This window comes from Veillonella parvula, assembly GCF_042850485.1.
GTDB classification, from domain to species: Bacteria; Bacillota; Negativicutes; order Veillonellales; family Veillonellaceae; genus Veillonella; species Veillonella parvula_Q.
In genome coordinates this window covers 599,262-622,040 of the sequence record NZ_AP031417.1, presented here as the reverse complement: position 1 = coordinate 622,040, position 22,779 = coordinate 599,262, and the positions used below count along the sequence as shown (strand labels likewise).

Genomic DNA, 22,779 nt, shown 5'->3' with positions numbered 1-22,779 from the left:
ACTACAGTTTATTTTTTTGCATCAGTAGCTAGTTTTTTCAATACTTGATCTGTAATGTCAACACCGCCATATAGTACAGTATCTTTAGTCATAACAACGCTAAGACCCTTAGCATCACCAACTGCTTTTGCAGCCTCCATAGCTTTATCTTGAACGGATTTAGCAATTTCTTGATCTTTTTTTGCTAGGTTTTGACGCGCTTCTTCAGCGATTTTTTGTTTAGTAGCATCATCTTGTGCTGCATCAATTTTAGCTTGCGTTTCTTGTTGTAATTGGCTTTGATAGCTCATATATTCTTGAGCTGCAGAGATATAAATTGGATTATCTTGAGACAACATACGAGATGTATCAATAACCCCAATAGTACTAGTCCCACTATTACTACTAGGCGAAGCCATTTGCGTATAAGCTAACGCACCAATACCAACAATAAAAATTGCAGCAATGACGATGGAAAAAATCTTTACATTCGCCTTGTTGTTCATCATTCGCATCATAATAGAGTGCCCTCATTTCTTTAAATCACTGCATCAAAGGATGCCATATAGAGATATTGGTGAAAGCCTCTTTAAAAAGAGGCCTTCACCATATACATTTACTATATTAGAATTGTGTACCGAAGCTGAAGTGGAATTTATTTTTGTGTTTACCCACGCCATAGTCAAGTTTAACTGGACCAATTGGAGTCGTAATACGAACACCAGCACCAACGCCATAGTTAAAGGTTTTCTTGCTATTATACCATGTAACATTTGGTGCATCCCATGCATCACCGATATCAGTAAACAATACGCCACTAACCTTTTTAACGATTGGGAAACGGAATTCCAATGTAGCATTGTACATATACTTGCCACGGAATTGATCATCTTCATAACCACGTAAGGAATCAGCACCACCCAATGTGAACAATTGGCTATAAGGAGCATCACCTTGAATAAAGCCACCACGTGCACGGAATGCCAATACATTCTTAGCACCAAGTTTTTTATACATGCGTGCTTCAGCTGTGAATTTATAGAAGTCGAAGTCACCGCCTAAACCATGACCAGCCCATTGTGTAGTATAGGAAATACGACGACCACGAGTTGGTTCATAGATATTATCACGAGAATCGTATACTTTTTGCCATGTTACGGAGTTAATGCGACCGAAGTTATTTTTTACATAGTTGTCAGATGCAAAGTTATAGGAACCATTATCCCAGTTTGTACCTTTACCCGCATTTTTATCATAACGGAAACCAGAGCTATCATCATCATCCCATTTATAAGTATCTTTACGAGATTCTAATGTCAAGTAATCACGAGTATATTCCCCAGTTTGACGACCGAAGGAAATATTGAAACCACGAGATTTCTTATTGTATTCTGCTACTTCACTACCATCTTCATTGTAATCTGTGTATTCATCTTCGCGGTTGAAGAAGGAGAAGCCAAGGGATGTACCTTTGCTATCAATCCAAGGTTTCAAATAGGAGATTTGGTAGTTCTTATATTTTTTCTTACCACCGATTTCCCAGTGAACTTTAAATTTATCGCCAGTACCACGTAAATTATCTTCACCAAATTCAACAATACCCATCAATCCATCAGATTTAGAGTAACCAGCGCCTAATGTGATGGTACCAGTCTTATGTTCCAATACATCGATTTCAATAATTACATTATTTGGATCTTGTTCACCTGGCAACATACGAACGTTTACGTCATCAAAGAAACCTAAGTTATATACGCGTTCTACAGAACGACGTACCAAGAATTTATTAAAAGGTTTTCCTTTCTTTTGAACAAATTCACGAGTAATAACTTTATTGCGGGTTTTCTTGTTACCTGCTGGAATGATATCTTCTACGACACCTTCAACAATGTGTATATGAAGTATGCCTTGGTCATCTACACGGATACCATCAACGTGTGCTAACATATAGCCATCGCGAGCATATGCAGCATTAATGCCTTGAACTTTTTGCCCTACGGATACAGAGTTAAGAACTTGACCTGGTTGAATATCCATGAACTTAGTCAATACTTCGGAGGAATATACAGTATTACCTTCAAAGGAAACGCCAGTAGTAACTGGATTTACTGTTACGGCAAAGTCCAATTTTACGCCTTCAGGCACGGAAGTAAATACAGGATTTACTTCGGAGAAGTAACCAGTATTACCAAGATTAGTTACATCTTTAAATACGCCATCAACAGATACGGTATCGCCAACTTTTTCAGTTAAAATTGGCAACAAATTTGCTTGCTGTTCAGCTGTAACGCCAGATATAGATAAACCGGTAATCAATTTACCTACGTAAGGATTAACAGATTCAGCACTAGCAGATGTGACATATTGTGCTTCTACTGTTGTAACAGCTTGAGTTTGGCCATTTTCAGCAGCCTTATCAAGATCAGTACCACCAGTAGTTTTAGATACCATTTTTACTTGTTTATCATCAGTTTTTAAAGCAGCATTATTGACTGTAACAGTTCCATCAGAACCTTTTACTACAGTGCCGTCACTAGATATAGTCGTATCACCACGAGCAGCTAAGATAGCTGCATCAGTTTCATCTTGTATAGTTGTAGTAGTTGCATCAGCATTATAAACAGCTTGTGTAGTAGCTGCATCATTTGCTGTAGCAGCATTAGTCGTCGTTGTGCTATTTAAATCTGGAGTATAGCCAGCTTGTACCTCAGCAGCAAATACACTGCCTGTCCCCATGACAGCAGTCAACACGGACGCTGCAAGCATACTTTTATAAGCTTTTGGTTTAAACATAAATTCCTCCTAGAACTCATCCCCATAAAGAGTTTACATCTTATTTATAAAGACTAATAAATCTTTATCATTATAGCATAAATTGCTTGGAATGAGTACTATATTAAACAAATTTTATGAAATTAATATGACTAGAATGTGCATACCTAAGGGGTTTACACATTCTAGCCATACTCTTAAAAGCTACGTGTCCAACGACCACCTATATAATTGTTCCCTTTTGATGTATGCCATCCCGTGAACTTAAGGTTTCGTTTAACAGAATATTCTATACCATATTTATTTTGTTTGTTATTAATACCTTGAGAATAAGTCAACATGACTCTCGGTAATACATATTTACCGATTTCAATATTATAATTACTTGCCGTATCCCTATTGGTTGGCTCATCGGGATCAATTGACCCTGTTGTAATATTGATGCGGTCTAACCCAAGTGTATTTTGTAATGCATCTTGTACATAGCCAAAAGCAAACATTTGAAGCCCTGCTGTAGCCACGGCATTCACATCTTCATTTGTCAAAGTACTACTATTTGAATCTGCACCGCGGCCGAAGGTCAACATGGAAATGATTTGCTTTCTAGACAGTCTAGGATTAGAGGACAATGATAAGTCCATATGATCCACTGTCCCTTTTACGCCAAGCATAATAGTGTAATTACTTACATTTGTTTCAGCCTCTAATTGTAAGTTTGGTAAATAAGAGCCACCTACGAAATGGGCATTCCCTTTTGTAATATTAAATACATGGCTCAAATACTTAAACGTGCCATTTCTAACATCAAATTGACCACTAGCAGTTGGATTTTGTAAAGATCCACCAAAATGAACATCGCCACTGATAAACATGTTGTATAAGGTGCGATCATATAAACGTACACCTTTACCCGCATGAACAGTAACATCCACCCCCATATCTTTGGTACTTTCACTAGATTGTAAGGAAAGAGGAATTTTGAATTGAATCTTTTCAAGATTTAAAGTACCAATAAGGGTCGGCAATCCATCTCGGTCAGCAATATAAAGTTCACCATTCAACGGTCCTCTTACATATTCACTGCGAACCTCTAAGTCTTCTAGCTGAACTGCCGCCTTGTAATTAGTAAGAGTATGTCCAGACCAATTTACTTTAGCAGCCAAACCAGCTGAGCCTTTGCCCATATTAATACGGGATTGGAAATCACCTTGTTGACCAGAGAAAATTAAGTCACCATCAATACCAGTAATTTGATTTTCTACACTTGCTAATTTCATCGTACCATTACGTACGGATACAGTACCATATGCTTCAGGCTGATCAATAGTGCCTGTAATGTGAACCGTGCCTTTTAACGGACCTGTTGCCTCCTTAACACTAGTTGTAAGAAGAGGGATAACAGCCATATCTGCTTCGTTAAAATCAATAGTTACATCCATAGATTTGCTATCATTTGCTGGAATATACCCAGACGTAAAGATTGCCGCTAATGGAATCTTACCATAGACGCTAAGTTTATACCCACTTTTGGCACCTTGAATTCGTTGAATCTGAATAACTTGATCTTGCATTGTAGCCAATACAAAACCTTCATCAATACCAACACCATTAAAGGACCCCGACTCTACAGCACCGGATAATTCTACTTTAGGATTCTTAGTTTCCCCAGTGATATTTACAACGCCAGTCACCCAACCAGTAGCTTGAATATCCTTACCCATAAGTGGCAAGAACGGTACTATATCAACATCCTTTAATGCAACCTGTAAGTCCGCTTGACCATCAAGATCCATCGTACCGCCTATTGCAATGAGACCTTCATCAACAGGCAGTTTCAAAGTTGTAACTTTGAATTTACGATTAGCAAGACTTGCATCGATAGTTGCATCACCAACAATCTTTTCATCAATACTTACATCATTAATCTTGCCTGTTACATTAACGCTTGGATTGTCGCGTGTACCTCCGATTTCAACAGAACCATTTAATTTGCCATCAATGTGTTCATTGGACCGGTCTAGCAAGGTTAGCAAATTCTTTACGCTACCATTAGTAACATCTAATACACCAAATAGTTGTCTACTATCATCAAACTTCATACCACCTTTAGCAGTGTAGCGACCACCATCGGCTTCAGCAAAGGTGAAATCTTGCACATTTACAACCGATTTATCTGCATAAACACGACCATGAATATCGTTCAATAATTCCCCATTAACTGATAAGGCATCGGATGAAATATAGCCATTGAATTGAGGGTTATCCACAGATCCAGTAATTTGTCCTCGACCAGATAGCAAACCATCAACTTTGTAATCCGTATTAATGAGCAATCTGCCCATATCAATTTTTTTGCCTTCAAAATCAATATTAATTGCTTCTTTAGATACTGTACCGCCACCTGTGATAGTTGCACCATAACCTTCAATATCAAATCTATAAAGCTCTAATGTATCATTCTGATAGTTATATTTTGCAAACGCATTGGTCACGAGTTTGCCATAAGCAGAACCATCCCACAAATGAGCACGACCTTCTATAATCGGATTTGCAGCCGTCCCTGTAATATGATTGTCTGTTTCAAACCAACCTGTAATAGGAACATCTGTAACAGTACGAATCACATTTTCAATACGAGCAGCCCGAGCCTTGGCATTTAGATCTAACACATCTGTATTAAGATTATACCAACCATTAACATCATAGCCCCCATCGCCATCACCAATATGTCCATTGGTGATAGTGAGAATATGGTTATCTAGCTTAATATCTCCATGGATATTATTGAATCGAGCCCCTTTATAATGTACCTCTTGCCCCCATACAGTGCCCATTACATTTGGATTATCCAATGTACCTTGTATCGCAAAAGAGGTATTCAAGGTGCCATCAACATCTTGACCAATAATAAGACTTAGTGCGGTCAATGGCAATGCATTACCGGAAATAGTGGCATCTATATTACCATTTTGGATATAGCCATATCCGCTTAGCGCCCCATCTCCTATAGTGCCTACAACGGTCATATTTGTACTATTATCAGCATGCGTAAAGTTAGCTTTTGCAGTATCAACTACAACACCGCGAATGCCTATTTGGCGACCTTTAACAGAGCCTACAACATCTGTAACTTGATTATTTTTTCCTAAGATACGCATCTCACCATCGATATTACCTGTAACCGGTGAGATCATATCTTTTGTGAAAGTGCCTAAAGGTAAATTTTGAATCTTTATAGTAGTATCAAAATCCCCTGTATCAACCACATATTGGCCCTTAACCTTTGCACTACCTTCGCCTACTGATAGGCGCACATCATCCGTACGAACTAAACCGTTATCATATACAATATCACCTTGTAAACGATCAATATAGTAACCATTATAAGAAATACCATCACTAGCAATCGTTGCATCTACACGTGGAGCTACTGTCGTGCCACCAATATGTGCACGCCCACCTACAATACCAGAAACACCGACGTCTGTTATCGCCTCTAAATCTACTTTATCGGCCACAACATTAAGATTTAAATACTCTTCATCTTTGCCTAGTGTAACTAAGCCATTGATCTTTGTTACTTGATCATTTACCCTCCAAGAACTACGACTAATAACGATTTGATCATTATTAAGCATAATGCGACCCGTGCCATCGGTAATATTATAAATTGTATTACCCCGTTTATAAGTGCCTGTTAAACCTTTAAAGCCTACATTACCACTCATAATGTATTTGCCATCTTCACTTTTAAGATTTAAATGTAAATCTTGTAACTTACCACTCGTTACAGATAGATCCTTACGAAGTGGAACAAAACTCATAATACCAGCAGTATCAATTTCATCAGCTTGTACAAAGAGATCAAAATTAGATACATTGTTCATATCAATTTTGCCATTCAAGGTAATTGCGGAACCATCTACATCAGCAGTAAAGGCACCTTTAGACATGCCACTCATATCAAGCGCCATAGTCCCATCAAGATTTTCTACATTCCTCTTTATTCCATCTTTAGTACGTAGCGCTACGCGACCATCATTAATAGTCACAGAGCCATCAAAAGTACCCGACTTATTTGGATCGGATGGTTTTACTAACTTAGTTATACTCCACGACCCATCAGCTAGTTGCCATATATGAAAATCTGGCGCCTCAACGATTACACTAGAAATAGCCGTAGCCCCTGATGTGTTGCCACCGACAATCTTCGGCAAAGAAGATAGTTTAACTCCTACAGCTACCTCTTGAGCAGTTCCAACTAAATGACCATCTCTATCTTTGATAGTCACATCTGTTAGAACAACATCACCATTCCAATTAATTCGGAGAGAATCATAGTCTATAGATCCGTTTATGACATTATTTACTTGTTCTTTAACCATAGGTGCAATGTAAGTTTGAGCCATAGGATTGATGCTGGCACCAACAATACTAGACAAACCTAAAATCGCTGCACCGATAAGGAGCCACTTTTTACGGGTCATAATGATACTCCCATACACATTATGAATAATATAAATATATATACTAATCTTACCACAGACACAGTAATAACTATAGTATTTTCAGAGTGAATTTTATAAAACCTATCAAGAACACTCATTGTCTATAATGTCCATTACAAGAAAAAAAGACGACCGAAGTCGTCTTTTTAAAGATCATATTATTGATTGCCGCCTAGTTTTGACAATTGTTCAACAGCACCACTATTAGCGATAACTTCAGCACCTTGACCTACAGGTGTAGACAATGGAACGCCTGTTAATTGTTCAAGAGCCGCAATGCTAATATTGTAATTATAAAGAGCTTCTACATAGTTATTACGAGCTGTTGTCAACTTAGTTTCTGCATCAAGTACATCAAGGTTCGTACCAACACCTGCACGGTAACGAAGCGTAGCAATACGGAAACTTTCTTGACCTTGTGCGACTGCAGTTTGTGTACTTTGGATTGTTTGTTCAGCAGCTCGTAAATTCAAGTATGCTTTTTGTACGGCTAACAATACAGCATCAACAGTTGCCAAATTAGCTTCTTTTGCTTGTTCAAGTTGTGCATTTGCTTTTTTAATAGCATTTTGTGTTGCACCACCATCCCATAAGTTCCAAGTAGCACTAGCACCAACACTCCAGGACTTTGTACTTGTACCAAAGTAACCATCTGGATCACCATAGCCACGACCAGCTTTTACAGCAACCGTAGGCAAATAACCCGCCTTAGCAGATTTTACAGCTTCTTCCGCAGATTTTACATCAAGAGCTGATTTAACAAGAGCGGAACGATGAAGCATAGCATATGCTTTCGCTTGCTCCAAGGTTACATTATATGGTTTATATTGTAAATCATGCTCTGCTGTAGTAATAGCCGTTTGTGCAGGGTATGCAATAACTTGATTTAAGTTCGCCTCTGCTAAATTTGCAGCATTTTGCGCTTTTACAAGAGATGTTTGAGAATCATCAAGATTTGTTTTAGCGGCCAATACATCGGAGCTCGCCACTAAACCAACATTATACTGTGCCTCTACATTGGTTACATGACCTTGATAATCTTTAACAGCTTGTTGTGCTACATCTACCATATTACGGCTCATAATCAATGTATAATAACCGTTAAGAGCATCATATTTTGATTGTTGTAAAGCCTCTTCATAGCTAGCACCAGTACCTTCACGAGTATAACGTGCAGAATCAATGCTTGCATCGAGTTGTGGATTGAATACAGGCGCACTAATGGAGAAGTTATGACTACCAGATTTGCCACTACCTGTGTCACCGCCCGTTTTTTGAGCACTCCAACCATAACTAACACTTGGATTCTTACCAGCTGCTACTTGGCTTACTGCAGATTTAGCAGCTTCATAACCCCATTTAGTTTGCTTAGCTGTACGATTATTAGCTAATGCTAAATCAACCGTACGGGCTTCGTTTAAAGCTAATGTACGTTCATAGGTTTTACTGTCTAAAACAGATTTTTCTGCTAATTGCTTTTGTGTTAATTGAATAGCTTCTTTTTGATATTTGCTTAATTGGTCTCCGTTGTTAACGGATGTAGTTACTACATCAGCGGCGAATGCACCAGTAGTAACTAAAGAAAGCATTACACCTAAGGAAAGAACCTTTTTATTCATAATATGTACCTCCATACTCATATAGAGTAAATGTGTTAGTCATTAGAATACTTGTTTAATACCGAAATAGGTACCTCCATTCGTAGAACTGAACGGTCTGGTCATTTGAATAACGCCATAGGTATCTTTATGCAAACGTATATCACTACGAATACGATATTTACGATGATTAAGGTCATATAGCGCGGCTGATAAGGACACTGGACCACGGAGGTTATAATCCACCCCAAGACCCAATTCACTTTCAAAAATACCACCACGCACCAACCATTTAGAACTGATAAATCGACCTGCATTCAGATCAAAAGTAGTATCATCACCCATATTAGAAAGGCCAATTTCAGCCATTCCTTTATTGTTAAAGGCACGTACTCTACCATTGACACGGAATTCATTATCCGTTGTGTTATACAACAAATCTACAGATGGTTCAATCTTGGTAGATGACTTTTTTTCAGTCATACCAACCTCTACACTATTTCCATTTACATCCGTTTGGTACGCCTTTCCGCCCATCAGTTTATTGATGCGAGCTGAAATCTGTGCCGTATTATGTAAAGTCTCCTTAATATTTTCTTGTGCTTTAGGATCTGTTACAGTTGATTCCATGGTACGAGCCATATTATCTACACGATCAGTAGTTTGTTTTAAATTAGTTAAAATAGCACGCATATCATTGCCTGCATTACCATCAGCATTAAATTGCTGTGCTGCTTGATTTAGCTGAGCCGTTACATCCGCCATATTTTGTGTAATAGCTACCGCATTATCAGCCATCACAGCTGTAGATTGCAAAGAATATTTAAGTGCACTTTGAGTTGCAGGATCACCAATAATACTATTAATAGACTGTAGCATCTTCTCAGTACCATCCATTAATTTTTGTGCACTCTGCATGGCCTTATCCACAGCATCAACGCCTTCACCTTTAACGGAGTCACCATCTTGTAAATATACTTTAGACTGTCCTGGTGAAATTTGAATAAATTTATCACCTAAAAAACCATCTGACCCCAAGGAAAAGATTGAGTCACTTGGAATCTGCGTTTTTTCATCAAGTTTCATCTTAACCACAACGCCACGCGGTGTAATTTCAATATCAGAAACAGTCCCAATGGCCACGCCGGAAAATTTAACCTGATTCCCATTTTTTAGGCCATTTACTTGAGTGAAATCACCTGTAATTGTCATTTGCGGTTTAGCCCAAATATCGATACGGCCTACAAATAGTATGCCTGCAATAAATAGAACTATACCTATTATTGTAAAAGCCCCTACCTTGGCCTCCGTCGTCCACTTCATTATATATCTCCCATCGCAGATTCGTTAATCGGCTCTGCTTCACCATGAATAAATTGTTGTACCTTCTTATTTGTAGAATTCTTAAATTCTATTGTATCAGAAATTTCTACAAAATGCCCCTGATCGAGTAAAGCTATGCGGTCAGCAACATAAAATGCTGACTGCATATCATGTGTTACCACGATAGAAGTACAACCAAGCCGATTCTGCATCCCCTTAATTAGCATACTAATCGTACCTGATGTAATAGGATCTAACCCTGATGAAGGTTCATCATAAAGAATTAAACTCGGATCTAGTGCTATAGCACGAGCTAAGCTAACCCGCTTTTTCATACCACCAGATAACTCATTAGGCATATAGGACTCATATCCCTTTAAACCAACCCAATCAAGTCTTTCTGCCACAATGCGTTTGATTTCGTCATCCTTTAACTTCGTATGTTGACGCAAACCAAAAGCTACGTTCTCACCTACCGACATAGAATCAAACAAAGCTGAATATTGGAATACCATCCCCATTTTTCTTCGTACCGTATTAAATTCATCTTCAGATAATGTAGTTATATCTGTGCCATCTACGATAATCTGCCCTGATGTAGGACGTTGTAAACCTATTAATAAGCGAAGTAATGTACTTTTACCACTACCACTGCCGCCTAATATAACTAACGTCTCCCCATCATTAATAGTGAGATTAACAGAGTCTAAAATCACACGTGACTCGTAGGCAACTACAACATTGCGTAGTTCAATCATAAATCCCTCTAAAAATATCCACTAAAATAACAATGTAGATAAAAAGTAATTTAATACAAATACTAGAATAATACTAGTTACTACAGAACTAGTAGTGGAAAAACCAACAGCTTCTGCGCCCATTTTAGTTTCCATGCCCTTATAAGCACCTACCAATGCAATGACAGCACCAAACACACTAGACTTTATAAGTCCTAAGGTGAAATCTGAAATGGTAGAAAACATTTGAATAGAATCTAAATATGTACTAGGCGCCAAACCCTTGATAACAGTGGCTACAAAGTAACCACCGGCAATACCGATAACAACACCATAAAATGCCAAAATTGGCACCATAATCATACACGCTACTACACGTGGTACCACGAGGTAACCAACAGGATCAACAGCCATAACACGTAGGGCATCAATTTGTTCTGTTACCTTCATTGTACCAATTTCAGCCGTGATAGCTGCGCCAACACGGCCGGCTAATACTACACCAACTAAGATAGGACCCAATTCACGGCCCATAGCTACAGCCATAAGACCACCTACTGTACTTTGAGCACCATAGGTAATGAGTACATCTGTAATCTGTAAGGTCATAACGGCACCAGCAAAGAGTAGAGTTAAGCTAATAATAGGCAAGGAGTCTACCCCTAAGTGAGCCATCTGTTGAAATACATGCCACAGATTAATCATTTTTAATTGTTTTATTGTTTGCCACACTAATAATGTAGCACTACCCATCTGCGATAAGCCGTTTATGACGACTCGACCTATCGATTCTAGCCAACTCAACAGTCTATCCCTTTCCCTTACAGTTTCAACTTATTCAGCTGTATTTGTTCCACCAGCATTAGCCTCGTCTTTTTTATTAGTTTCTTTCGACTCTTTTTTAGAATCCTTTTTAGACTCAGCTTTATCCGTTTTATCTTTTTTAGATTGATCTTCCAATTCTAACTTGCGTTCCATCTTAATCTGATGTTTCGCTTCTTTGACACGTTTTGCTAATTCTTTATCCCGATCAGCAGGCTTCATTACATGAATCGTAAATTGACCATCACCTTGCACAATGTACTCAGTATCAACAGCAGTCTTTTCAGGTTTCTTTTCATCATCCTTACTAGAACTCAAATCTTCTTGACCTGTTTTTTTCTTTACATCCCCTGGCATAGGTTTTGATTCCACATCTTTAAGCTTAGCCTTTTTAACAGATTGAGAGCCATCTTCATCAACTAAGCTGATACCATCTTCCAAAAACTCTACAACAATTTGATTATTTGTATCTGTCTTTTGAATTTCATCATAAAGCTCATCAAAATCTTTATGAACCTTCAAACGACGTAAAATTTCATCTGTTAAATTATATTTCTGTTTTTCCAATACGTATGGCAATGGAATCTCGCCACCGCCACGCACCTCTAAGGTATACTTACCAATAGCTTGATCTTCAGGTACCTTAAAGAAAATTTGTTTAATAACCTTTTCACCGCGGAACGGCTCTAATGTTACATCTACTACGATAGTATCCCCAGGAGAAACTACAGTAGACGAAGCAGAAGCATCGATAAGCTTTGCTGTTTTCTTATCTTGCGTTACGTTTGTTTCAACCGAAATATCCGAAATTTCATAGTTGATGAATCGATTGTTCATAAGAACATCAATGACATTATAAAATTCATCAACTGCTTTTTCACTAATAGAATCAGAGCTGTAGAACATATTTGTCCGCGTTAATGGCTTATGTTCTTTCCCTTTTGGCGTAATAGTATAAGAAATTGTAGCCGTACCAGAGCCACTGCGATCCAATGTTTTATTCAACATATTGTATAAGGCTGTAGCTGCTAAAGTTGGTGTCATTTCACCATCTTCAATAACCTTGACGGAACTAGTTCTATCACGGCCCATATCAATATCCTTTAAATGGAATCGCAATGGAATACCTGGCGAAATCACGCCTGATACACCTGCAATACCGGCACCTCTATCTTCGGTAACAGAGCCAATCTCTTTACCCATAGAGCCAAGCTTAAAGGCAGCATTATAGCTTTTTACAACGGTAAAGATACTTGCATTGTGCATAAAATAGTTAGAAGAACCATGTTTTAAGAATGGATGACCAAAGGCAACAACCTTTTCACCATCTACATGAGTAACAGTACCAATAGCGCCCAATTTAAGGTCACCATCAACTAGCAAAGCCGCTACTGAGCCACCAGCTTCTAAAGGTTTTGCAATTTCATCACCACTAGCACTTGCGGTGTCATATGTTTCATATTTATATTGTGGTAACTTCGATTTAAAGTATTCCATTGATGCCGCATCGAAGCCATATGCCATAAGTGGAGTACCTAAAGGAATCAATTGTGTATCATCCCAAGGTTTAGATAAGTTTTTCTCATATGGTATATTCCATAGTTTGACCATATCCTCAATAGGAGTAATCATACCTATCGTACCATCCGCAAACCCCCAGCCATAAGCAACAGCCCCAACGAGTTTACCATTTATATATACAGGGCTACCACTCATACCATGCGCAATGCCACCAGTTTGATCCATAACGGGTCCGGAAAACTTGGCTAAAATAAGATGACCAGATGGTCCCTTATCCTTCATGACACCCAGTACCTTTACATCAAAGGTGGAAATAGTATCCCCTACGATTACAGTTTTTGCAATACCTTCCATACCTGTTGTTACATCATTGACAGGCATAAAATCAATAGCCTGTGCAGTTGTAAGTGAAGTACAGAAGAAAAGCGCCAGTATCGCTTTTCTATACCGACGCCAAGAATGAGAAAACTTCATTCCTTCTCTCCTTTATTTACTTTCTACAGTGACAACGATTTGATCACGAGAAACGTCTGAACCCACTGTAACATTAACCGCCGTTACAGTACCAGTTACAGTAGATTTAGCAGCAGCCATAGGACCAGCCAATGTCTCTACAGTCACCAATGTTTGGCCTTCTGTTACAGAAGTACCAACAGAAACTGTAGAAGCAACTTTACCTGTTAATACACTTTGGTATGATACAGGGGCCGCCATTACAGAGCTAACACTTAAAATGCCTAATGCAGCTAAAGCTAACACTACTCTTTTCATAACGATCCCTCCTTTTACAAAATTAGTTATGTATTTATAGTATACTAAATTATTAGTAATATTTCAAACAAAATTGTATGCAGCGAATCTATTTTATGATTACTATATCCTCATAACTCATAGGTGCAGAAGATTTGTGTACATAATCATCATTGATAACTATATCAATGCTACCTTGATTTGATAATTCAGCGCCATCAACAACACCTAATTTAGACAATAACTGAGCTCCTTCTTTTTGAGTCACACCTACAGATTGAAGTTCGGATTTATCAACTGTTAGCACAACTAAATCATGTTCCTTTGTGGTTCCAATGAAGCTACGACCTTTGTTATTAGATTCATCAGCGCCTACATAGCGACCGCCTTTCATCACCATAGTGCCCACTTCTAAACTAGCTCCTCCAGTAGTACTAACTTGAGCAAGTTCTTCTCTATTTTGAATCGTAATAGGTGTTCCAACTTTTAATTTACGTAAAGCATTTCCAGATTCGCCATGACCAGACAATACGTATTGGTTTTCCCCAATTTTAGAATTTCCCTTTTGTTTACTAATAACCTTGCCATTAGCTATAGTCACTTCATAACCATATTCATTGGTCTTTGTAGAAGGACCATAAGTTGACGTATAAAGAGTCAAGGCATTCTCTTTACGAACCGTATCAACGGAGGTGATTACAAAACTCTCATTCTTTGTTTTAGCTTGAAGTAAAGGTTTTTTCTCTTCTATAAAGTATCCTCTATTAGGCGTATATCGTAACGTACCACGATTAGAAATACGCTCTAAATCAATGGCTCCATCACTCGCCACTGAGTAAGGTCGTTCAAAACTGCCCCCTTTTACCTTTGCTCCAATGATAGCTGTATGAGCTTGAGTAACAGAAGATAATGGTTTACCTTCTGGAACATGCGCCACCACCATAGGTGAATCATTATCTACGGTCAATGCAAAGGCTTGAATTTTCCCTTCAGCTACGGTGTTATTAATTTTGCTATACGTTACAGATTTATTTACATCTTTTGTAGTCTGTTGCGCATAGCCAGAAAATAAATCCACTACTATACGCGAAGGCTTTTCTAATGCAAACTCATGATGTTGTACATCCTTATTCGCTGTTAATGTTACTCGTAAAGCCCCATTAACCTGTTGTAAGCCAATGCCTTTAAGAACTCCCGTTTTTTTATCATTTTGTGATATGGGGCCAGTTAAACCATTTGTAGTACCCCCTAAGTTCAATGTAAGAGCATGTGTTTCTTCATTATAGGATTGAGTCCAAGATACAGGCATTTCAGATACATCTAAAACAATTCGGCTTGTACCTTCATGATTAGATACGCGCACCCCTGTTAAATTACCGGCCTCAGCATGAGGAACGGTACTACCCAGTAGACCTAAAACAGCAAAAGTCATATACAGATATCGTTTCATCTTTAATTCCTCTATAGCTACAAACCATAATAATGGCCTTATATCATTACATCAATTTTACGCAATATACTTTTACTATAGTATACAGCATAAAGATGAAAAATTCAAAAAATAAACGAAAAACGAGGTTACAATCTAAAGATACTCCATACATAAAATAGAATAACTGTAGACCATAACCTCGTCAATTTAAGCTCACTTCATCATGGTATATTATTGTAACTATATTATTGTAACTCATCTAATGTATCACGAAGCTGTGACATTTCATCTAAAGCCTTTGCAACACCTTTAATTACTGCATATCTTGGAGATTCTACAAGGTATGCCGCGATTCCAATAGAACGTGTAATAACACGGTCTAATCCATCGATGAGCGCGCCACCACCAGTAAGAATGATACCATGATCATTGATAGCGGCCACAAGTTCCGGTGGAGTTTTTTCTAAAATGGACTTAACGCCTTCCAAAACATTCATCACTTGTGCTTCTAGAGCACGTTGAATCTCTAAAGAATTCACCGCAACCATCTTTGGTAATCCAGAACTTGCATCTCGTCCTCGTACCTCAATCGTACGCTCCTTTGCACGACGATCCACAGTCCCTACAGAAATTTTAATTTTCTCTGCCGTTAGCGGACCAATAACGAGGCGCTTCTTACGGCGGATATAACGAATAATAGATTCGTTAAAAGAATCTCCACCGATGCGAAGTGATTCACTTACAACCACACCCGTATCACAAAGAACGGCAATATCCGTAGTGCCACCGCCAACATCGACAACCATCGCCCCTACGTGCTTAGCATCATTGAGACCAGTCCCCATAGCAGCAGCCAATGGCTCTTCAATAAGGACCGTCTTTTTTGCACCGGTTCTGAGTAAAGCCTCTAAAATGGCGCGTTTCTCTACAGGTGTAATGCCTGATGGCACACATACGATAATACGCGTCTTCATCAATCTAGAAGCAGGTACAACGGAGCGAATAAAGTACTTCAACATGAATTCTGTCATATCATAATCTGCAATAACGCCCGCTTGAACTGGACGGATGACGGAAATCCCTTTTGGAGTGCGGCCTACCATAGAACGTGCAGCCTCACCTAAAGCAAGAATATCACCGGTTTTATTATCCCGTGCAATATACGCAGGTTCATCTAATACCAAGCCTTTACCCTTCGCAAAAATGAGGATATTTGCAGTCCCTAAATCAATTCCCAAATCGAAGTTTAAGGATCGATTCAAACGACTCATAAAATCTCCAACTTGCTCAGGTCGAACTAAACGTTTTAATGTCATGGCTGGCGTTGTTTTAGCAATCGCTACAGTCTCACGACTACGTCGTTCAGCACGGCGCATTTTTGTAACTTTAATCATGGTCTCGCGCATATTGGAGGCTAAATGATTAGCTTGCTTTGCCACGCCATTTGAAAGCTTAGTGGACTTACGTTTTGTCCTTCTCAATGGTTTGCGTGTAGTACTTGCTTTCGAATTCTCAACCTTTGCAGCACCTAAGCTCTGTTGCTCGTTGTATAAAGCCGGCCCTTTAGAGCGCCGGCTTCTTTTCTTTTTATTTTGTTTTGGCTGTGTACTCTTATTCGTCAACCCGAACAATATCAGCACCTAACCTTTGCAATTTACCTACAAAATCATCATAACCTCGGTCAATATGATGTAAACGACCGACTTCTGTTCTACCTTCCGCAGTCAATGCAGCGCATACCAGCGCCGCTCCAGCACGCAGGTCAGTAGCATTCACTATAGCCCCGTGTAAGCTTGGCATACCTTCGACAATAGCTTGACGATTATCGATGTCAATATGCGCCCCCATTTTACGAAGTTCAGCAACATGCATAAAACGATTTTCAAATACAGTTTCTGTTACTGTACTAGTGCCTTCCGCAATCGTAGTAAGAGCCATAAATTGAGCTTGCATATCTGTTGGGAATCCAGGGTATGGCAATGTTTTAATATCGACAGCTTTAATGCCTTTACCACTACTGATAACGCGAATGCCGTCGATTTCTTCCTCTACTGTTACACCAGCTTCCTTTAATTTAGCCACTACTGGTTTTAGATGTTCTGGCAATGCATTTTCTACGAATACATCACCACCTGCCATAGCAGCGGCGATTAAATATGTACCAGCTTCAATGCGGTCAGGAATAACTGTATGAATAGCACCGTGTAATTGAGGTACACCTTCAATACGAATCACATTTGTACCAGCTCCGCGAATATTAGCCCCCATAGCATTTAAGAATGTAGCTAAATCAACAATTTCAGGCTCTTCTGCAGCATTTTCGATAACGGTTTTACCTTCCGCCATAGAAGCAGCCATAATTACATTCTCTGTAGCCCCCACACTTGGGAAATCCAAATAAATTTGAGTCCCTTTAAGTCCTTCCGGAGCATGAGCATATACATAATCTTCAGTAATTTCAATTTTTGCACCTAATGCTTCAAATGCTTTTAAATGAAGATCAATAGGACGTGCACCGATAGCACATCCACCAGGCATTGAAATTTTAGCCTCCCCTTTACGAGCCAAAAGTGGACCCATGACAAGGAAGGATGCACGCATTTTACGCACAAGTTCATAAGGAGCTTCCGTAGCAGTCAATGTAGAAGCATCGAAAACAATTTCACCATCTGCATTATTACGAGTGATTTTAACCCCCAAAGACTCGATAACTTGGCAAATCGTGCCTACATCTTCTAAATTTGGAATTTCAAGCAATTTACTAGGCGTTGATGCTAGCAAAGTACCGGCAATAATAGGGAGTACTGCATTTTTAGCACTACTAACACGTACACGTCCTTCCAATCGATTGCCACCTTGAATGATTAACTTTTCCAACAGAATTCCTCCTACACTTTATATCGTTCATCTTGTATAAGCTACAAGACCTTGTATTTATAACGTCATATACTAAATGTTATTATACTATTTTTCGATATATCTCATCAAGAGAATGAGAGAAAATACAAAGAAAAAAAGCCCTGAATATATCTCAAAAATTTATATCCAATTTTTGAATATATTTCAGGGCTTTATTCTTATTTAGCTTTTAATGTTTTAAGTTTATGATCCATATGTACTGTATCAAGGAAACGAACCGTACCAGTTTTAGACCGCATCACAATAGTATGTGTACGCGCACCACCTGGGAAATATTGAATTGGATTTAATAAGTTACCACGTGTAATAGCAGTAGCCGCAAAGATAACATCATCAGTACGAACTAAATCATTTAATGTGAGCACTTGGTTTACATCGGCAATGCCCATTTCATGGCAACGACGAATTTCTTCTTCCGTTTCTGGTTTTAAACGAGCTTGCATATCGCCGCCTACACATTTTAAGGCTGCAGCCGCTAATACACCTTCAGGTGCACCACCAGTACCTACAACCATGTGCACCCCAGAACCTTCGATACAACATTCCATAGCTGGATTAACATCACCATCAGAAATGAGCATAATACGAGCCCCTACTTCACGAGCCTCTTTCATCAAGCCTTGATGACGCTCACGATCAAGCATAACCAACGTGATTTCATCTACATTACGTTCCATTTTAGCCGCTACATTTTTGATATTTTCGGTCAAAGATTTCGTAATATCAATAGCACCTGCACCTCGAGGACCAACACAAAGTTTCTCCATATACATATCCGGTGCATGTAACAAGCCACCTTTTTCTGCAATCGCCATAACTGCAATAGCACCATTTTGACCTTTAGCAATCAAGTTTGTCCCTTCAATAGGATCAACGGCGATATCTACTTCTGGTCCGCCAGCACCTACGTGTTCTCCAATATAAAGCATAGGAGCTTCATCAATTTCGCCTTCTCCGATAACCACAGTACCAGAAATGCGAACAGAATCAAACGCTTGACGCATAGCATCTACAGCAAGACCATCGGCTGCATCCTTTTGCCCACGGCCAAGCAAACGACCGCTACGCAAAGCTGCGGCTTCAACGACACGAGCAAATTCCAAAGATAATGTACGATCCATAATGGGCCTCCTTATAAGTCCTCTATGTATTGATATGACTCTTACCTAGAGTCTCTAACTTATTGATTAGCTTGTTTCCAATCTTCCATAAATTTTGCAAGTCCTGCATCAGTCAACGGATGTTTCATAGCTTGCATGAGTACTTTAAATGGAACAGTTGCAATATGAGCACCTGCTTTAGCACATTGAATAATATGCAGCGGTGTTCTCACACTAGCAGCAATGATTTCAGTTTCAATTTCATGAATAGCGAAAATATCTGCAATATCTTGGATTAATGTAAGGCCATCCATGCTGATATCATCAATGCGTCCCACAAATGGACTCACATAACTTGCACCTGCACGAGCAGCTAATAAGGCTTGGTTTGCAGAAAAAATCAAAGTCACATTCGTTTTAATGCCTTCTTTGCTCAAAACAGCAACAGCTTTAAGGCCTTCTGGAGTCATAGGAACTTTAATAACCACGTTAGAGCCTAATTTCACAAGGTCATGTGCTTCCGCCACCATGCCTTCAGCATCAGAGGAAATAACCTCTGCGCTAACAGGTCCATCAACAAGGTTTGCAATTTCAGAAATAACTTGTTTCAAATCGCGTTTAGCTTTCACGATAAGCGATGGGTTTGTAGTTACGCCATCAATAAAACCAAAGTCATAGGCCTCTTTAATCTCATCAAATTCTGCTGTATCAATAAAGAATCTCATAAAATGCCCCCTCTTATTTAGCCGGTGAAATCACTTCAACGCCACCCATGTATGGCACGAGAACTTTTGGAATTACAACGGACCCATCGGCTTGTTGATAGTTTTCCAAGATAGCGGCTACTGTACGCCCTACTGCAAGGCCAGATCCATTTAATGTATGAACGAATTCCGGTTTACCCTTAGGTCCACGACGGAATTTAATATTAGCACGACGAGCTTGGAAATCAGTCATATTAGAGCAAGAGGAAATTTCTCTATACTTGCCTTGTGCAGGCATCCACACCTCTACATCATAGGTTTTAGCAGAACCAAAGCCCATATCACCTGTGCACAGAGTGATAACACGGAACGGTAATTCTAATAAGCGCAATACTTCTTCTGCATTATCTGTTAATGTTTCTAATTCTTTGAAAGAATCTTCTGGTTTAGCTAATTTAACCATTTCAACTTTGTTAAATTGATGTTGTCGAATAAGGCCACGAGTATCACGCCCCGCGGAACCCGCTTCAGCACGGAAACATGCGGTGAATGCAGTATAGTATTTAGGCAATTCCTCTTCACTCAAAATTTCGCCACCGTGATAATTAGTCAATGTAACCTCAGCAGTTGGAATCAAGAAATATTCCGTCCCCTCTACATGATACATATCTTCAGCAAATTTAGGCAATTGCCCAGTGCCCGTCAAAGTTTCACGAGTTACCATATATGGCGTCATCATTTCAGTATAGCCATGTTTGTCTACATGAAGATCCACCATGAAGTTGATAAGCGCGCGTTCCAAACGAGCACCTAACCCCTTATACACAGTAAAGCGAGCTCCGCTCATTTTGCCTGCACGGTTGAAATCAAGAATATCAAGGCTTTCACCTAAATCCCAATGAGCTTGAATATCAAAATCAAATTGACGTGGTTCTCCCCATTTACGTTGCTCCACATTTTCATCTTCATCAGCACCTATAGGAACAGATGCATCACACATATTTGGCAACATCAATGCCGCATCACGCAATTTTGTTTCTACTTCGCGAATACGGTTATCAAGCTCAGCAATCTCATCGCCTACTTTTTTCATTTCTTTGATTTTTTCATCAGCATTTTCTTTGTTGCGTTTTAATTTGCTAATTTCTTCTGTTACAGAATTGCGAAGCGCTTTTAATTCTTCTACTTGGCCGATCAATTGACGACGTTCATCATAAGCGGATACAAAGGTTTTCAGATCGCCTTTTGTATGACGATTATCTAAATTTTGTTGCACTAAATCAATATTTTCACGGACAAATTTTAAATCTAACATACTATAAACCTCATTTTCCAACTATGTTACGCACAATATATTCAATACGTTTAAGTATACCATATATTGGTGTATTTATCATTAAATTATGTGCTATATACTAGACTTCTCACCAATATTTTATATTATTCATCCTCTTCTTCATCTAGCAAATAATCTTTTGCCATCCATTTACGCGTGCCTGTAAAAGAAATGGTCACCCATTTTTCCGTTGGGTTACCGCCGATTTCTTGGTCAATTTCATTGCGAATAGCATCAATTTCAGCAATAGTTTGATATGGAAAACTTTTAGGAACTAAAATATCAATTTCAATGATTCGAGTATTGCCGTATACTTGCACGCTCGTCACATAATCTTTAAAATTATACTTTTCCATAAATCGATCCATAATTTCTTGCACTTCATTATGCAATGAAGTTGGTGCCCATCCCAATATTTGTTTCATGGATGGCACAATGATACGAAATGCAGAGGGTATCATCTGTACCGCTAAAATAATTAATACAATAGGGTCAATATAGGTAGCCCATCTAGCATATTCAGTACTTTCTAGCATAGTAGCTACAACGAAACTAATCAAGATAGCCGCTTCTAACAAAGCATCGACATACCAGCTTACATTATCAAATTTAATCAAGTTAGACTGTAAACTTTTATTAATACGACGTACATAAAGATAGTAAGCAGTATCTGCAATAGTAAAGAATATAGCATAGAAAATAGCTGGTCCGAAGTCTACGTGGCGTCCACCAGACAAAAGATCTGTAATCCCACTAGATAAGGCATAAATTACTATGAGAAGAATAAAAAAGCCCTCCACGGCGAGCACCAGAGGTTCAAATTGCCAAAAACCGAATTGGAATCGCTTACTCGTTTCTCTAGCAACTAACTTAGCTGTCATAAGCATCATAATCTTAATAACAACATCAACGAAGGAGAATACCCCATCTAACAACACTGCACTAGATCCCGTTACAATCCCCATCACAGTGCCGCTCACCGCAACTAGCGCCATCAAAGCAACAGATTGCATTAATAGCTTTTGTTCAATAGAGCGTCTTGCTCCTAATATATCCATTAAGACCCCCACTTTCTTAATTTGTACATTTTTTTATTATACACCAAGTGAATTGATGAGCAAAATCGCCCTGTTCAGTAATATAAACAGGAAAGCTATAAAACCTACCATAAATCATAATCAAAAGTTTATCTAACACCTCGGTCAGGTTCTGAAAAATGCAGCGAAAAGCAGCTAGTTTGAAGGACATACAAACTAGCTGCTTTAAATACATCAGTAT

At 38.8% G+C, this 22,779-nt stretch carries 16 protein-coding genes; all 16 read right to left on the bottom strand.

Annotation, left to right across the window (positions count from 1 at the left end; genetic code table 11):
• Positions 1-8: 8 nt before the first annotated feature.
• Positions 9-497 carry an OmpH family outer membrane protein gene (locus ACGHIY_RS02645; RefSeq protein WP_004695463.1) on the bottom strand — a complete coding sequence of 163 codons (489 nt, stop codon included), beginning with the start codon at positions 495-497 and terminating at the stop codon, positions 9-11.
• A 106-nt stretch (positions 498-603) separates the two neighbouring features.
• On the bottom strand, positions 604-2,772 hold the full coding sequence (locus ACGHIY_RS02640; protein WP_038125908.1) for an outer membrane protein assembly factor: 2,169 nt from the start codon (positions 2,770-2,772) through the stop codon (positions 604-606).
• Positions 2,773-2,948: 176 nt separating this feature from the next.
• Complete coding sequence (locus tag ACGHIY_RS02635; RefSeq protein ID WP_123138502.1) at positions 2,949-7,238, bottom strand: translocation/assembly module TamB domain-containing protein; 4,290 nt, start codon at positions 7,236-7,238, stop codon at positions 2,949-2,951.
• A gap of 179 nt (positions 7,239-7,417) precedes the next feature.
• Entirely contained in the window at positions 7,418-8,878 is a 1,461-nt protein-coding gene (locus ACGHIY_RS02630) for a TolC family protein (RefSeq protein ID WP_038125910.1), read from the bottom strand.
• Positions 8,879-8,920: 42 nt separating this feature from the next.
• Positions 8,921-10,180, bottom strand: a complete 1,260-nt coding sequence (locus ACGHIY_RS02625) for an MlaD family protein (RefSeq protein WP_024061015.1) — start codon at positions 10,178-10,180, stop codon at positions 8,921-8,923.
• On the bottom strand, positions 10,180-10,938 hold the full coding sequence (locus ACGHIY_RS02620) for an ABC transporter ATP-binding protein (protein WP_004695454.1): 759 nt from the start codon (positions 10,936-10,938) through the stop codon (positions 10,180-10,182). The genes ACGHIY_RS02625 and ACGHIY_RS02620 overlap by 1 nt, the downstream gene beginning before the upstream one ends.
• A 21-nt stretch (positions 10,939-10,959) precedes the next feature.
• Positions 10,960-11,721 carry an ABC transporter permease gene (locus tag ACGHIY_RS02615; RefSeq protein ID WP_004695453.1) on the bottom strand — a complete coding sequence of 254 codons (762 nt, stop codon included), beginning with the start codon at positions 11,719-11,721 and terminating at the stop codon, positions 10,960-10,962.
• Between the two features lie 30 nt (positions 11,722-11,751).
• A complete protein-coding gene (locus ACGHIY_RS02610; protein ID WP_004695451.1) occupies positions 11,752-13,734 on the bottom strand; it encodes a SpoIVB peptidase S55 domain-containing protein in 1,983 nt (660 codons plus the stop codon).
• A gap of 12 nt (positions 13,735-13,746) precedes the next feature.
• Positions 13,747-14,031, bottom strand: coding sequence for a biotin/lipoyl-containing protein (locus ACGHIY_RS02605; protein WP_004695449.1), 285 nt, complete (start codon positions 14,029-14,031; stop codon positions 13,747-13,749).
• Positions 14,032-14,119: 88 nt separating this feature from the next.
• The gene (locus tag ACGHIY_RS02600) at positions 14,120-15,460 is read right to left on the bottom strand and encodes a phosphodiester glycosidase family protein (RefSeq protein ID WP_123138501.1); all 1,341 of its coding nucleotides are present in this window, start codon (positions 15,458-15,460) and stop codon (positions 14,120-14,122) included.
• Between the two features lie 227 nt (positions 15,461-15,687).
• On the bottom strand, positions 15,688-17,073 hold the full coding sequence (locus ACGHIY_RS02595) for a rod shape-determining protein (protein WP_119562099.1): 1,386 nt from the start codon (positions 17,071-17,073) through the stop codon (positions 15,688-15,690).
• Entirely contained in the window at positions 17,054-18,319 is a 1,266-nt protein-coding gene (gene murA, locus ACGHIY_RS02590) for a UDP-N-acetylglucosamine 1-carboxyvinyltransferase (protein WP_004695444.1), read from the bottom strand. The genes ACGHIY_RS02595 and murA overlap by 20 nt, the downstream gene beginning before the upstream one ends.
• Before the next feature lie 200 nt (positions 18,320-18,519).
• Positions 18,520-19,482, bottom strand: coding sequence for a class II fructose-bisphosphatase (glpX, locus tag ACGHIY_RS02585; RefSeq protein ID WP_004695442.1), 963 nt, complete (start codon positions 19,480-19,482; stop codon positions 18,520-18,522).
• A 59-nt stretch (positions 19,483-19,541) separates the two neighbouring features.
• Positions 19,542-20,186 (bottom strand): fructose-6-phosphate aldolase, encoded by a 645-nt coding sequence (gene fsa / locus ACGHIY_RS02580; RefSeq protein ID WP_060919858.1) that lies wholly within the window; start codon positions 20,184-20,186, stop codon positions 19,542-19,544.
• A 13-nt stretch (positions 20,187-20,199) separates the two neighbouring features.
• Complete coding sequence (gene serS / locus ACGHIY_RS02575; protein WP_270279375.1) at positions 20,200-21,480, bottom strand: serine--tRNA ligase; 1,281 nt, start codon at positions 21,478-21,480, stop codon at positions 20,200-20,202.
• A 125-nt stretch (positions 21,481-21,605) separates the two neighbouring features.
• Positions 21,606-22,559, bottom strand: coding sequence for a cation diffusion facilitator family transporter (locus tag ACGHIY_RS02570; RefSeq protein WP_119562103.1), 954 nt, complete (start codon positions 22,557-22,559; stop codon positions 21,606-21,608).
• Positions 22,560-22,779 lie beyond the last annotated feature (220 nt).

Bases quoted from the DNA above. Each gene is read 5' to 3' on its own strand.
- ACGHIY_RS02645 (WP_004695463.1), bottom strand. From the start codon at position 497: ATGATGCGAATGATGAACAACAAGGCGAATGTAAAGATTTTTTCCATC.
- ACGHIY_RS02640 (WP_038125908.1), bottom strand. From the start codon at position 2,772: ATGTTTAAACCAAAAGCTTATAAAAGTATGCTTGCAGCGTCCGTGTTG.
- ACGHIY_RS02635 (WP_123138502.1), bottom strand. From the start codon at position 7,238: ATGACCCGTAAAAAGTGGCTCCTTATCGGTGCAGCGATTTTAGGTTTG.
- ACGHIY_RS02630 (WP_038125910.1), bottom strand. From the start codon at position 8,878: ATGAATAAAAAGGTTCTTTCCTTAGGTGTAATGCTTTCTTTAGTTACT.
- ACGHIY_RS02625 (WP_024061015.1), bottom strand. From the start codon at position 10,180: ATGAAGTGGACGACGGAGGCCAAGGTAGGGGCTTTTACAATAATAGGT.
- ACGHIY_RS02620 (WP_004695454.1), bottom strand. From the start codon at position 10,938: ATGATTGAACTACGCAATGTTGTAGTTGCCTACGAGTCACGTGTGATT.
- ACGHIY_RS02610 (WP_004695451.1), bottom strand. From the start codon at position 13,734: ATGAAGTTTTCTCATTCTTGGCGTCGGTATAGAAAAGCGATACTGGCG.
- ACGHIY_RS02605 (WP_004695449.1), bottom strand. From the start codon at position 14,031: ATGAAAAGAGTAGTGTTAGCTTTAGCTGCATTAGGCATTTTAAGTGTT.
- ACGHIY_RS02600 (WP_123138501.1), bottom strand. From the start codon at position 15,460: ATGAAACGATATCTGTATATGACTTTTGCTGTTTTAGGTCTACTGGGT.
- glpX (WP_004695442.1), bottom strand. From the start codon at position 19,482: ATGGATCGTACATTATCTTTGGAATTTGCTCGTGTCGTTGAAGCCGCA.
- fsa (WP_060919858.1), bottom strand. From the start codon at position 20,186: ATGAGATTCTTTATTGATACAGCAGAATTTGATGAGATTAAAGAGGCC.
- serS (WP_270279375.1), bottom strand. From the start codon at position 21,480: ATGTTAGATTTAAAATTTGTCCGTGAAAATATTGATTTAGTGCAACAA.
- ACGHIY_RS02570 (WP_119562103.1), bottom strand. From the start codon at position 22,559: ATGGATATATTAGGAGCAAGACGCTCTATTGAACAAAAGCTATTAATG.